The organism is Acinetobacter sp. YH12072 (assembly GCF_013419565.1).
Lineage (GTDB): Bacteria > Pseudomonadota > Gammaproteobacteria > Pseudomonadales > Moraxellaceae > Acinetobacter.
In genome coordinates, this window is the sequence record NZ_VOZV01000004.1 from 40,065 (window position 1) to 54,449 (window position 14,385).

7 protein-coding genes are annotated in these 14,385 nt (G+C 45.8%); 2 read left to right on the plus strand and 5 right to left on the minus strand.

The annotated features are described in order from the left end of the window. Window positions 1–245 precede the first annotated feature (245 nt). Entirely contained in the window at window positions 246–575 is a 330-nt protein-coding gene (locus FTU19_RS03000; protein ID WP_180025240.1) for a chaperone modulator CbpM, read from the plus strand. Between the two features lie 93 nt (window positions 576–668). Continuing rightward, the gene (locus tag FTU19_RS03005; RefSeq protein ID WP_180025239.1) at window positions 669–932 is read left to right on the plus strand and encodes a YdcH family protein; all 264 of its coding nucleotides are present in this window, start codon (window positions 669–671) and stop codon (window positions 930–932) included. Window positions 933–1,093: 161 nt separating this feature from the next. Here FTU19_RS03005 and pnp read toward each other — a convergent pair whose 3' ends face one another. From pnp to FTU19_RS03030, 5 genes are all read right to left on the minus strand, one after another. Then, window positions 1,094–3,181, minus strand: a complete 2,088-nt coding sequence (gene pnp, locus FTU19_RS03010) for a polyribonucleotide nucleotidyltransferase (RefSeq protein WP_171505581.1) — start codon at window positions 3,179–3,181, stop codon at window positions 1,094–1,096. A gap of 249 nt (window positions 3,182–3,430) precedes the next feature. Next, a complete protein-coding gene (gene rpsO, locus FTU19_RS03015) occupies window positions 3,431–3,700 on the minus strand; it encodes a 30S ribosomal protein S15 (RefSeq protein WP_004637724.1) in 270 nt (89 codons plus the stop codon). Between the two features lie 894 nt (window positions 3,701–4,594). Continuing rightward, the gene (gene recD, locus FTU19_RS03020) at window positions 4,595–6,367 is read right to left on the minus strand and encodes an exodeoxyribonuclease V subunit alpha (protein ID WP_373683613.1); all 1,773 of its coding nucleotides are present in this window, start codon (window positions 6,365–6,367) and stop codon (window positions 4,595–4,597) included. A gap of 71 nt (window positions 6,368–6,438) precedes the next feature. Beyond that, on the minus strand, window positions 6,439–10,560 hold the full coding sequence (locus tag FTU19_RS03025) for a UvrD-helicase domain-containing protein (RefSeq protein WP_180130102.1): 4,122 nt from the start codon (window positions 10,558–10,560) through the stop codon (window positions 6,439–6,441). Beyond that, window positions 10,557–14,270 (minus strand): exodeoxyribonuclease V subunit gamma, encoded by a 3,714-nt coding sequence (locus FTU19_RS03030; RefSeq protein WP_180057685.1) that lies wholly within the window; start codon window positions 14,268–14,270, stop codon window positions 10,557–10,559. The genes FTU19_RS03025 and FTU19_RS03030 overlap by 4 nt, the downstream gene beginning before the upstream one ends. Window positions 14,271–14,385 lie beyond the last annotated feature (115 nt).

Here is a 14,385-nt window from a genome sequence, read left to right on the forward strand (position 1 = left end):
ACAGATAAAACTATAAAAACAGATGCCCGCCTAGATCTTTGTTTCCCTGCTCAGACTGAGCTGTTCAGGTTCAAGCAGGATTTCCACAGGATAGGAGTTCCTCTTCTAGGCAGGGTGCTGGTTCAACTAGCATCCCATACCGTTAGGGCACAGCGCAGCGGCCATAAAATATTATGGCATTCCCCTACTTCAGGACGACCTTCCTTTCTGAATGTCTCAAGCCTGGCTGTTTAAGGAGTAGAGCTATGACTACAATTCAATATAGAGAAAACTTTTCCAACGGTTATATCCCCTCTGAAATCATAGATGATCGTACCTTTGATTTGTTCCACTTTTCTGAAGCATGTGGCCAAAGTCCGGAATGGGTGATGCAACTCATTGAACATGGAATTTTGCCGAACCGTTCTAAAACGCATCCTGGTACCTTCCTCGGGGAAGATATTACTCGAGCACAACGGGCTTACCGTTTGCAGCGTGATTTTGATGCTTCCTTTAGTGCCGTTGCCATGATGCTGGATCTCATTGATGAAGTGCAGGAATTACGTCGTGAGGTGAAACATCTGCATTTCAAGTAATGCCCTTTAATGTCCGGTCTGCATGAGTTAGATCAATGCGGACTAGGGCATATTTTGCTTTTTTCTTTTATTTTTTGAGTGATAAATATCCCTATGAAAACCAAAGACTGCAATAAAAAGATCAAATATATGTTCCCAGAATACCGTGATTTAATTGTGCAATTACGTGAGGAAAATCCGTACTTTGCCCGACTGTTTGAGGAACATAGTAAATTGGACAAACAGATTAGTCAGCTTGAACTCGATCCAGTCAATCATATCAATGATGATATCGATGCGATTAAACGCAAAAAACTAAAACTGAAAGACGAGATTTATCGCATGCTGAAAAACTCTGAAGCCGATCCGCTTACCTAAATGAGAACAGCTTTCTCAACCAAGAATGTTTCAATATAAGGTTTAATCATCCGTTTTATCTACAATGTGATTATTAAATGATTTCGGTTCTTAAATAAAGAATCTGTCCAAATAAAAAAGCCCGCATGATGCAGGCTTTTTCAGACTTAAAAGTAATCGAATTATGCTTGTTCGATGTCTTTCATGGTCAATTTAATACGACCACGGTTGTCAACGTCAGCAACTTGTACTTTCACTTCCTGACCTTCTTTCAATACGTCAGCCACGTTGGCAATACGTTCGTTAGAGATTTGAGAAATATGAAGCAGACCGTCAGTACCTGGCAGGATGTTCACGAATGCACCGAATTCAACGATACGAATCACTTTACCTGTGTAGATTGTGCCTGGCTCAACTTCAGCAGTCAGTGCCTGGATTTTTGCAATCGCAGCCTGTGCAGCAGCTTTAGTTTCACCAAATACGCGTACTGTACCGTTATCTTCGATGTCAATCGCAGCTTTAGTTTCTTCAGTGATTTGACGGATAGTCGCACCACCTTTACCAATCACGTCACGGATCTTGTCAGGGTTGATGTTGATCACTTGGAAAGTCGGCGCGTGCATAGAAATTTCTGGACGAGCACGTGAAATTACTTGATTCATCGCATTCAGGATGTGCATACGACCTGCATAAGCCTGGTTCAATGCAACTTCCATGATCTCTTCAGTAATACCTTCGATCTTGATGTCCATTTGTAGTGCAGTAATACCGTTAGCAGAACCCGCTACTTTAAAGTCCATATCACCAAGATGGTCTTCGTCACCCAAGATGTCAGAAAGAACTGCGAAACGTTCGCCTTCTTTCACTAGACCCATTGCGATACCCGCAACTGGTGCTTTAAGTGGAACACCGGCATCCATCAATGATAGAGAAGCACCACATACAGACGCCATTGAAGATGAACCATTAGATTCAGTGATGTCAGATACGATACGGATTACGTACGGGAAGCGGTCAGCTGCTGGAAGCACGGCTTGAACACCACGACGAGCCAGACGGCCATGACCGATTTCACGACGTTTAGGACCAGACTCACGACCTGTTTCACCTACAGAATATGCAGGGAAGTTGTAGTGAAGCATGAAGTTGTCAGTTTTAGTACCAGCCAAGGTATCTACCATCAACGCATCACGAGTATTACCCAGAGTAGTAGTTACCAATGCCTGAGTTTCACCACGTGTGAATAATGCAGAACCGTGAGCACGGTCTAATACGCCAACCTGTACATCAAGGGCACGAACAGTTTTAGTATCACGACCGTCAATACGCGGTTTACCAGACAAGATGTTGTCACGTACGGTACGGTATTTAAGATCTTCAAATAATTCGTTTACGTCATCAGCAAGACCAGTTTCGTCACCTTCTGGAACGAACTGAGCGAGCGCTTCTGCTTGAAGTGCATCAAGTGCTGCATAACGGTCTTGTTTCACCGCAATGGTATATGCTTCAGAGATTTTCGCTTCGAATGCTTCTTTCAGTTTTGCACGAAGGTCTTCGTTTTTCTCAGGAGCCACCCAAGTTGATTCTTTCGCACCAGCTGCGGTCGCGAATTCTTTGATTGCTTGGATCGCGATTTGCATTTCATCATGACCGAACAATACTGCACCCAGCATTTGGTCTTCTGAAAGTTCTTTCGCTTCTGATTCAACCATCAGTACTGCAGATTCCGTACCTGCAACGACAAGATCAAGATCACTTTCTTTCAATTGTTCAAAGCTTGGGTTTAGAACGTATTCACCGTTGATCAGACCCACACGTGCCGCACCGATTGGACCACGGAATGGTGTACCTGCGATCGCAAGTGCTGCAGAAGTACCCAGCATTGCTGCAATGTCAGCTTCCATAGTCTTGTCAGAAGACACAACAGTCGCAGTCACCTGGATTTCGTTATAGTAACCTTCTGGGAACAATGGACGGATTGGACGGTCGATCAGACGTGAAATCAGCGTTTCAGCTTCAGATGCACGACCTTCACGTTTACCGTAACCACCAGGAATACGACCAGCTGCGTATTGTTTTTCTTGATAGTTAACAGTCAGTGGGAAAAAGTCTTGACCTGCTTTAGCAGTTGGTTGAGCAACAACAGCAACCAATACAGTTACGCCGCCCATAGTAATCAATACAGTATTGGCTTGACGCGCAACACGACCTGTTTCTAGGACAACCTGATGTTGGCCAAATTGGAATTCTTTACGAACAATATTAAACATCGACATGTTTTATTTTTTCCTGATTTTATTCTAGTGGAGACCCCTAAGGTTTGGCATTCACATCCAAATGGACGGGTAAATGACAAAGCTTAGAAGCCGACCTCACCAGAAATAAACACTATTTTTAAACACAAAGAAGGAGCGAACATTCGCCCCTTCCCCTGATCTAGCCAAAGGCTAAACCGACTTTAGTTTTCAGCTGTAAAGCATAAGGCATGCAATAAACCCGAAAATAAAGTTTAAATCGAATTAACGACGTAAACCTAAAGCACCGATCAATGCAACATAACGACCGTGGTCTTTACCATTTAGGTAGTCAAGAAGCTTACGACGTTGGTTAACCATACGGATCAGACCGCGACGGCTATGGTGGTCGTGTTTGTGCTCTTTAAAGTGACCTTGTAAGTCATTGATTTGAGCAGTTAAAAGAGCTACTTGAACTTCTGGTGAACCAGTGTCATTTTCAGCGCGAGCGAATTTAGCAATGATCTCTGCGCGATCTGCGTTTGTTAAAGCCATTCGATTTCTCCGAGATGCTTATATATCTTGATAAAAATCAAAGTAATGAGAATTCAATACATTGACTGCCGTGCATCACTACAGCAAGTTGCATATTTTAAGGGAAATTGCGTCAGATTGCAAAAATAGATCATGAATTTTGAGGGTGTCGGTTGCCAGATGTCTTTGCTTATTTGTTGATATGAATAAATCCCATATGGTTCAATTTACAACGGATTTCAGGAATTGGACTTGATCCGGCTTACGAGTAGCTGTTTAGATAACTGCAGAAATTAACTGATCTTTTTATATTTAAAATATTTCTGGTCGCGCTTAGAAATAAATGATAAAAAAAAAGCCCGAGTAAACTCGGGCTTTTTCGCGCTGTAGTTTCTTCTATTATCATTTTTTATTTATTATTTTTTTAGTGCGTTTTACGCTTTATTATTTTCAAATCTTCCTGACTAAAAATAACTTCCTTGTGTGGTAGATTTTGCCATATTGTCGAAATGCTCATAGAGGCATTTATCCTCACTCGCTGTAAGCCATTGCGTACAAAATTGTCATCGAAATTTGCAAAATATTACACTTATATATCTTTTAATTACACTATTTACTTAAATTTACTTATTCTGCCAACTTAATTGAACTATAAGATTACGGCAAAATTCCATTAACGGCAGATATAAAAAAGCCTTGTAGTCTCTCCCAAAACTACAAGGCTTAGCGGCTGTAAGTTTCCTCTTTCACTTACTTCACTGTAAGTTCGCTGTCTGATGACATTCTTGTTCTTATTATGCGATTTATACCCAACTTTCCGTGTTGAGTTCTTTTGTGTGACCAATCTTCTCAAAAACCGAGTAAAAGCTCCATGCGCCAATTTCCTGAATCCATGTAAGCATTTACCTACAACAGTTATTTATTTTTTGCCAATAGATTGTTGCATTGTTCAAGTATTTTTTCGCTTAAGCCACTCTTTCGTGTGGTTCTGACGCATAGCGCTTGTGTAAACGCGTCGCGATCTACCAGTAAGCTCACAACTTTTTTGGCCCGGGTAATCGCTGTATAAATCAGTTCCTTACTCAGCAAATTTTTGGCCTGTTGATCGAGTACTACAGCCGTATGAGTAAATTCTGAACCTTGCGATTTATGAATCGTCAAAGCAAATGCCGTTTCGATACTTTTCGGTAAGCGGGTCGCCAGCACCCATTTTTCTAAGCTCGGGAAATACACTTCAAATTGTGACTGTCCTTCTTGTTCTCTCCAGAAACAGATGCCAATATCACCATTGGACAGACCCAGCTGATAATCGTTATAAGTCATCATCACTGGTCGACCGGTATACCAGTCGCCCTGTTTTAACTTGCCTACACTGGCCAGAAAACGCTGTTCAATCTGCTGATTGATTTTATTCAAGCCCAGATCACCATGCCGGATTGCGGTGAGAATCCGGTAATCATCAAAGTACTGAATTGCCTGCTGCACATATTGATCAAAATCAGCCTGATCCTGAGCCAGCTTGATCGCGTCTGCATAAGCCTGATAGCCATACATCAGTTGATCATAATATGGGTCTAACTGTAGACCTGTAGTTGGGTTTATTTCTGGCAGATATTGCAGTTGCAACTGGTCAATCTCTACCTGATCCAGTGCAATTGCTTGCAGCTCACTCGCAGCAACCACTTGCTGTTCAAACTGGTTTAAAACCGATGCTGGAACATGTTCCTGCTGGATAAAGTGCGCCATCGCACCAATCCGGGCGCCTGAAGCAAAACGGCGTGTCGTGATTAAATTGACCCGATTATCTGCCAGAACAGAAGTCTGCTGTAAATCTGCCAGTACAGTGCCGACATCCACCGAGGCCAGCTGGTCTGCATCGCCTAATAAAATTAAGCGGGCTGAATCTGGCACTGCAGCAAGAAGCATCTGCGACAGGCTTAAGTCCAACATGGATGCTTCATCAACCACGATCACATCATAGGGTAAAGGCTGCTTGGCATGAAACCGTGGGCGTCCCAACCGCCCCAAGCCCAGTAAGCGGTGCAAAGTAACGGGTTGAACCTGCTTTAAAGCCTCCAGTTCAAAAGCTTGTAACTTTTCACTATATAAAGCTTTTTGCAAGGCTTCTTGCATCCGCTGTGCAGCTTTACCCGTCGGAGCGGCCATCGCAATCCGGATATTAGGCAAGGCTTCATGCAGTACAGCAATCATATGTGCCAAGGTGTAGGTTTTACCAGTTCCTGGTCCACCGGTAATAATATTCAGCCCCTGCTTGGCGACCATTTCCAGCGCTTGCTTTTGCTGTGGATCTGTCAGGAGATTACGATCACGCTCATTTAAATCAACCGGCATGATGGCTTGAGACTTGATCCGGGCGATCTCTGTAGCGACTGCCTGCTCCAGCTGCCAGTAGCGGTATAAATACAACTGCTGGTTTTCAAAAATAAAAGGTGCAATGCCTTGAGCCTGCTGGCTACGATCCAATACCAAATGATGCAATAGAGCTTTTTGCTCGGCACTAGCCGGAATACAACTATTGCCCTCCTGCATCGCTTCAAGGAGCTGCTGAATCAGCAATTTTGCGGCAGCATCAAAGGTCGCCGAACTGAACGGTGGCTGACATAGATAGTCAATCCAGGCCATTAAATGGGCTGATTGCTGAGACACGTGAATTTGCTCATTTTCCACACAGTTATCCTCAAAGTTATCCACAGGATAATCTTCTGTTTAAACTCTTAAAATTTTATAAATCATCAAAATTATGCTGATTTTTTCTGCTCAAAATAGCCCAGAATTTCATCCAGTTTCAAAATAAATTCCAGACCAGGCTGCCAGTGATAAGCGCCTTGTTCAGCCTGACCATTCATACCGCGCAAATACAGATAAGTCGCCCCACCCAGATGCTGCTGCATGTCATATCCCTGCATGTTCACGCTTAGATAACGATGCAATGCCACCAGATATAAGGCCGCTTGCAGCCAGTAACTGGAGTGGGTCATATTCTGCTGGATGGCCTCGGCCGTGTAATGCTGCTGATCCGGCCCGAGAAAATTGCTTTTATAATCGGCAATATGATAACGCTGGCCATCAAAATAAACCAAATCGATAGAACCGGTCAGATAGCGTGCCGATTTTGCCTCATTAAAATCAGGCATGAGAATATCATGCTCGGCAAACAGTTGCTGGATCTGACGAATCTGTAACGGTGCATCGGTTAAAGACAGATAAAACGGAAACTCGGACAGATACGCACCTTGCTGCAACTGTTCCAGGCTGAAGTCTTCCTGTAGGGGTGCAGCCAGAATTTCTTTGAGCCAGTCATGAACCCGATTGAGTAGAAGATCCTCAGTCATCTCATCAATGAAATGATCGAATGCCTGCTGAAAAACGGCTTCTACATCCAGTTGCGCTGCTGTCTCAGCAGGCGTCATCTGCGCTATTTCCTGTTCGAAAAACAGGATAAAAGGTTCATCATCCAGTTCTGTAAAATAGCGCTGAAACTGCCCTAAGAAGTTCAACCATTCAGAGTGATCGAATGTTTGAGCGGAACGGAAAAACTGCTGCCATTCCTGACGATAAGCTTCACTCTGATCATGCAGGCGAATTCCGGTCAGGATTTTATAATTCAGGCTGGAGAGTACTTTTTGCATACTCTGCTGCAATTTTTCCGGCTGCATTTGACCTTGACGGGCCACCTGACTAAACAGGGTCTGTAAATTCACACAGGCCGTCTGATAGCCCGGGGTAAATGCCTGCTGTAACAATGGACGAATATGAAAGGCCTGATGAAATTTCTCTTTCAGTTCCTGCCAGATTTGTGGCGCCGTATTTTTAAAACGACGACGGATTTCCAGATTCCAGTAACTGCGATCCTGAAAATCGATATGCTCAAAAATACTGTGCAGGAAGGTTCCGGCTACCGTGCCTTTTGGAAAATTCAGCCTGATCCAGTCCAGTGGCTGACTGGCTATCTGCTGTTCCAGTTCCAGTAGATTCATTTCATCTGCGGCACTGTCCGGACGTTCAGAAGCGATGACCAGATCATCCTGCAATATCGCCTGATGCGGGAGATGCTGTGACAGCGCGGTAAAGCTGGTTTTAGTCCGTGGATAGAACTGTCGCTCCGGTAAAGGATGAGCCTGCATCTGTAACGGTGCTTCTGTCTGTTTTGCCACAATTCTAGGCGGCTCAGAAGCCAGAGGTTGTTCCAGCAGACTTAGGGCATGCTGAAAGGCCGCCTCACCTTGTCCACGCCAGAATGCCAGGCCTGAATCCGCCTGTCCGCTCTGATCTTGCAGCATGGCATAAACCCGGTGACTGGCCCGGGTCAGTGCCACATACCAAAGCCGGTGATTTTCTGCGGCATTACGGGCCGCATTTTGCAAAATCGCCTGCTCATGCAAGTCCTTATGATTAACTGCAATCACCCGGGATTGTTCCAGTACATTTTCCGCGGCTGACAGGGAAAAGTTCAGATTTCCTTTATTCACATCAAAAGGTGCATCGGCACCCAACAGGAACACGACTTTAAATTCCAGACCTTTGGAAGCATGGATGGTTAAGAGCTGTACCCCATGATCGCCAGAGAGTTTACGTTCTTTTTCGTTGTCCTTGCCTGAAGGTGATTGCAACTGACGCAGATACCAGTGATACAGCTTTTGAGCACCCTGATAATATTCACTTTGCTGGCACAGAATTTCGGTCAGGTGACGTAAATTCACCACTACCCGTTCATTGTCCAGACTCTGGCTCGCGACCAGATTGGTCCAGACCTGAAACAGGTTTAAGGCATAATTCCAGGCAGTCAGAAACCCTTTTTCAAACCACATTTCCCGGATGGCATCAAAGTCAGCAATATAACGGCTCAGACCTTCGCTCTGCTCTTGCAGTTCGATTAGCTTTTTCAGGTTAAAGCCCAATAAACGGGTCAATAAAGCACGTTTGACTTTGGCTTCGTTAAAAGGCTCCATGATCGCAGTCAAAACAGCAGCAACATCCTGAGCCACCGGGCTGGCAAAGACACTTTGCTTGGATTCCTTATAACAGGGAATCCCCATGCGTTGCAGACGCTGCTTGACCTGTTCCAGCGCATAATGGCCAAAACTGAGAACTGCAATATCATCCGCTTTTAAATGCTGAACGTTGTCGCCCTGCTGGAAATACAGTTGCTGCTGTTCAGACTGATTCAATAACTGGCGGATTTTCCAGACCACCTGATCGGCTTCAACGTCCTGTTCACCGAGCTGAATCCAGCGTAGTGGATGCGGATTACTCAGCGTTTTATCGATTAAATCCGGATGTGGCCGGCTCCCCGCCTGAATCAGGGTGTAATGCACCTGTTCACCAAAATCTATCTGGCGTTGAAACAACGCGTCCACCACCTCGACTAAAGGCTTTACCGAGCGATGGTTCTGGATCAGAGTATATTCACGGCCCTGCTTTTGCAGCACATCGGTACGCGCCTTGTTATAGGTCAGCATGTCACCGCCACGGAAACCGTAAATCGCCTGTTTCGGATCACCCACCATGATCATACAACCGGCTTTGACTCGATTCGGATCACGCCAGATTTTAGCCAGCAGATCATCCTGATCCTGGTTGGTATCCTGAAATTCATCCACCAGAATGAGTGGATAGCGTGCCTGTACAAACTGGGCAAAGCGTTGACCTTGATGTCCCTGTAAAGCTTCAGCCAAGGTTCGAATCTGTTGGGAAAATGTGGTTTCACCCTGTTTTTGCAAGGTTTGCGGCAGACGGTTCTGCACACTGCGAATAATATGATATTCAAGATAGGTGGTCAGCTGCTTCAACTGTGCATCCATCTTCTCTTTGACTTCGCACAATCCATCAATGGCCTGAATCAGGCTATGTTGCAGAATCTGCTGCTGCTCTTCTTCCGGACAGCTTTTGTTAAACACTTGAGTCGTCGGCTGAAAATCGGTTTTCTTACGGCGCAAATAACACAGATTCAATAAGATCGCATGCAGTTCTGGATCAAAAAAGCTCATCACACCTTTGGTTTTCAGTGCCGCCATCCAGGTCATAAAGTTTTCACAAACGTCACTTAATCTGGTCAAAAAACTCTTATGAAAATACTTCGGAGAATTCTGGCAATACTCCCGAATGATTTCAATTTCATATTCATGCACATCGAATAAGCGCTGGATGCAGTGCTCTAGTTCAGCCAGATCCCATTCGACTTTTTCTACCTTCTGAAAGTATTGCACACGGAAATTTAGAGCATCACGAACTAGTCCAGTATAATGTTCTACTGGTTTCAACAGGTTTTGCAGATATAGATGATTGATCATATATTGCGGCTGCTGCTGGATCCATTCCCGCAACACATCATGAATCAGCTGCTGGATATACAGATCCTGATCTTCAGTCAGTTCAGCCCGTTCAATCTTGCCGCTTTCAAAAGCAAATTCACGTAATAATTTCTGGCTAAAGCTGTCCAGTGTTCCGACAAACAGCTCATCCAGCTGGTTCAGAACCAGACGTAGACGGCGCCGGGCATAGTCCATGCGTGAGCCATAATCTTTCAACACCTGCTGGAACAGCGGATCCGATTCAGCCTGGATTTTGGCGGTGATTTCGACCGAATTCAGCTCCTGATGACGCTGAATGAAGGCTAGCGTTTCCTCGACTCTGAGACGTACCCGGTTTTTCAGTTCAGCTGTGGCTTTACGGGTAAAGGTTGTGGCAATCACCTGATGCGGATAATACTGATCCAGAAAAATCCGCACCATCAAACTGGATAAGGTATAGGTCTTACCCGTCCCCGCCGAAGCTTCAATCCAGTGCAGGCCGCTAAAGCGCATGTCCTGAATCGGATTGGTTGAAATCTTTTTACTGCTCTGGTTCGGTAACATGGTCATTGTTCTTTTATCCATTCCAGATGTTCATGAATCGGCGCATATAGCGCATGGGCAAAGTCATGGCAACAGCGTTGCAAGGCCAGATCCGGGTCCTGATCCTGCAAAATAAACTGCCAGTCCTGATGCAGCTGGCTGGATTCATCGCTGGCCAAAGGCTTGGCACTTTCATAGCTGTTGTTCCAGGCCTTTAGCAGTTCCTGCATCTCGGCAATAGTGATCTGCCCCTGTTCATTTTCAGTCCATTCCCAGGCCTTTTTCATCAGCAATTCGGCAGGCAATACCAGCGGCTGGGTCTGTCCCACTTCCCAAGCTTTCAGCCAGGCCTGTAAATGATGACGTGCCTGACTAGAACGCAGTCCGGAGAATTTCAGGGTTTTATTACTGAAAATGACAATCCGTTCCAGCTGCGGCGACAGTTCATCATTATTCAGATAGGCCAGCCAGAGCAGATATTCCAGCCAGACCTGTGCCCGACGTTTTTCCGAAGCGGAGGAAGACTGCATGCTGAGCCAATAATTGCTGTGCGGCACTTGCGGCAAGGTAATATGAATCAGCAATTCAGGGTTATATTGCCAAGTTTGCTGCGTTACAGGTGTCAGCTCTTTATTCAGCTGCAATAAACGTTCTTTTAGCGATTGCTGTTCCTGCTGACTGCTGAGCCAGGTCGCTTCCTGAGTTTTTCCGACCGGTAAGCGGTCCAACATCAGCTGTGGCTCAATCTCTTGATCCTGTTGTAATAGGAAATCACGGACCTGATACTGTTCCAGCTTATTTAGCAATAAGGGTTCTCGGGAACTTGGCAGATCGGTATATCTCACACTGGAAACACCAACACTTTTCAGGAACAGGCGTGCCGGGAAAATCATGTCACGAATCCACTCATCCCCTTTCAGCACCCGGATTTCTTTCTGCATCAATGCTGGATAATGGGCGTTGATCCAGCTACTGCGCTTGCCTTCTGCACTGCGAATATATTCTGCTACAGCAAACCACTGGGTCTGATAACGTGGAGTATGAGACTCTACATAACCGATCGGATCGAACGGCTGTAATGGATGTACATGATAGAGTTGACGGATATGTTTAGCCACGCTCAAACCATTCAGCTCAACCGTTTCATCGACTTCAGCATCGGGCTGGTCTGACTGGCAGATCAGGGCAATATGCTGGATCAGTTCCTGCAATGAAGTGGATGGATCACGCGCTTCACCATCATCAACATCAAAGCCATTATAGAACAGCCATAAATTGTCCTGCGCCAATAGCAATGCATCCAGAAAAGCACCTTGGTCATCATCCAGACGGGAACGATCCCCTAGTTGCGGCTTCAGACTGTTCATCAGGTCAAATGGCACCTGCTGATTCCGGCTCGGAAATTTACCGGTATCCAGATTCAGCATCACCACCAGCTTATACGGCAACGGACGGATCTGGCCGATTTGACTAAAGGTAATTTGTCCGGTCGGCTCGGCCTGATCCAGTTGCATCTCCAACGTATTCTGAATTTCTTCCAGTACATAAGGCAATGGCAGACTTAAGGCGACCAGCTCCTGGCTGGCCTGCGGATCATCCTGATCATGGTAATCGGCCAACGTCAGCATCCGCATCTGCTTGTCAATGATTTCTGCGACCGTCTTTAAGGACTCAACCCCGGCTTCACGGAACTCATTCAAGTCTTCACGCAGATATTCCAGCCAAGTTTTTACCGGGGTACGTTGTCCCTGTTCATGCAAAATCAGCCAGTCACGGCGCTGTACCAGATCCTGATAAATCTGGATCAGAGTCGAAATGAGAGGAAAATCACTACTCAAGACCCGAGCATAGCTTAAGGTATCCTGAAACAGGGCATGTTCCGGAACTGCAAGCCCGAGTGCCAGCCGATCCAGCGCAAACTTAAAACTGAAGCGGTAGTCTTCATCACCGGCAGTCAGGCTTTGCTGTAAATGCTGCTGATCCAGACCGCGTTTAAAGCCCGCTTCGCCCAGTAACTGCAACATGCGCTCAACTTGCGCGTAGTCCAGCGCATATAGTTGCTGGGTCGCATTCAGGCTGAGCCAGTCGGCAAAATCTTCGATACTGAAACGTCGATGCACCAGCTGAATCCGGCCCAGTACCGCGCGCCAGGCATTACTGACATCGAGTCGGGACACCCCGGCAATCTGAATCGGTAAATACAGATTATCTTTTTGCAGACGCTGGCTATTGCCTTCCCGTTCTCGTGGCGGCGGTGCAAAGACACTCCGAATTGCCGGTTCCAGCTCTTTCAGGTTCGGGGCCAGCACCAGAATATCGCTCGGCTGACGTGGGGCATCTTCCGTGCCTTGGGCCAGCCAGTGAATCATCTGTTCTTTTAAGACTTCCAGCTGGCGCAGTGAGGAATGACAGACATGAATCTGTACCGAATCATCGTCGGGTTTGAGCGGATACTGGTGTTTTTCCGGTTCCAGCAGGTACAAAATATCCGACTGGATTTTGGCCAGTAACTTATCCTGATATTCATCCACGAAAGCATCGGCCCAGAGACCTTCTTCACCTGAAGACAGTTTGGACAATAACGAGAAATGATCACGTGCCTGCTTGCCAAAGCGGGTCAGCAAGGGATGACGCGATTCTCGGTCTTCGGCATTAAAGTTCAACTGAAAGGCTGCAAAGAAATGCTGGATTTCGGTATCAGTCGGCAAACGTCCCTGAGATTTTTCAAATTTCTTGATGAAACGTTCCTGCACGCCAAGGTCATAACGTGCTTTCCAGTCTGGATCGACACTATCGGCCCAGTATTCCTGTGACGGGTTAAAGTGGAAAATATAAATATCGATGTATTGACCGAGACGGCGCAAGAAATCCAGCTGACTCGGTGGCAATTCTAGCAAGGTAAAGACCACGACCTGTTCTGGCAAACGCTTTAAAGCCTGTACCTGAGTATCTTCATTTTCCAGACGTTCCCAGTACATCTGTTCGATGTCCAGAATCTTGGCATAATCATCCTGAAAGACATGCTGCCACAACCAGCGCTGCCAGGCTTCCAGTTCGCGTGCCTGAATCTTGACGAAGTCTGCCACCGGAATTTCATGACCATTTTCATCTTTAGGAATATAGATCATCTGCTCAAGATCGAGCGCAATATCCTGCCCCCAGGACGCCAGCCAGTTAGTGGGACAACGACATTCCTGTGGTGGGCAATTCCGCGCGCAATAGCCACGGTAATCCATATAATGGCTAAACAGGCGCGAGACCTGTTCGGATACCCAGTACAGCATGCTTTGTTTTTTCAGCTGCTTCTCTGTGCCCTGTTCCAGACGATCTGCGCTGTCATAAATCCGTTTGATAATCGAATACAGTGGATGATCGATCTCTAATGGAATCTGCTCAGGCAAAATGCATTTACGTAATGCCTGAAATACCCGCCATTTAATAATAATTCGGGGAATATTGGCTTCACGAACCTGTTCGACTTCTTTGGGATTATTCAGCACCCACTGATAGGAAGTCCACTGAAAGGCACGGATCCGATGATGAAACTGGGTATTGGCACTGATGCCCTTTTTCTCGGCAATTTTTTGGGTCAGCCAGGCCTCGACTGCAGGAGATGGCACAATAAAATGCCGCGGCTGTAACACAGCCAAGGGATTTTTTGCGCTCTGGTTGACGATACGCAGCATACTATCCAAAAGCACATCAATGCGTTGACTCTGAATAACATGAATTGCCATCGTTTCCCCTGAAAAATGAGATGGAGCAGTACTACAAAATGATAAAGATTATTTACTATACTTACCGAACTGTCTATGTCACTTTAAAACTCATACTTCAGTCAAAAAAGTTCTT

Coding starts and splice junctions, on each gene's coding strand:
- pnp (WP_171505581.1), bottom strand. CDS start 3,181: ATGTTTAATATTGTTCGTAAAGAATTCCAATTTGGCCAACATCAGGTT.
- FTU19_RS03005 (WP_180025239.1), top strand. CDS start 669: ATGAAAACCAAAGACTGCAATAAAAAGATCAAATATATGTTCCCAGAA.
- FTU19_RS03025 (WP_180130102.1), bottom strand. CDS start 10,560: ATGACCATGTTACCGAACCAGAGCAGTAAAAAGATTTCAACCAATCCG.
- FTU19_RS03030 (WP_180057685.1), bottom strand. CDS start 14,270: ATGGCAATTCATGTTATTCAGAGTCAACGCATTGATGTGCTTTTGGAT.
- rpsO (WP_004637724.1), bottom strand. CDS start 3,700: ATGGCTTTAACAAACGCAGATCGCGCAGAGATCATTGCTAAATTCGCT.
- FTU19_RS03000 (WP_180025240.1), top strand. CDS start 246: ATGACTACAATTCAATATAGAGAAAACTTTTCCAACGGTTATATCCCC.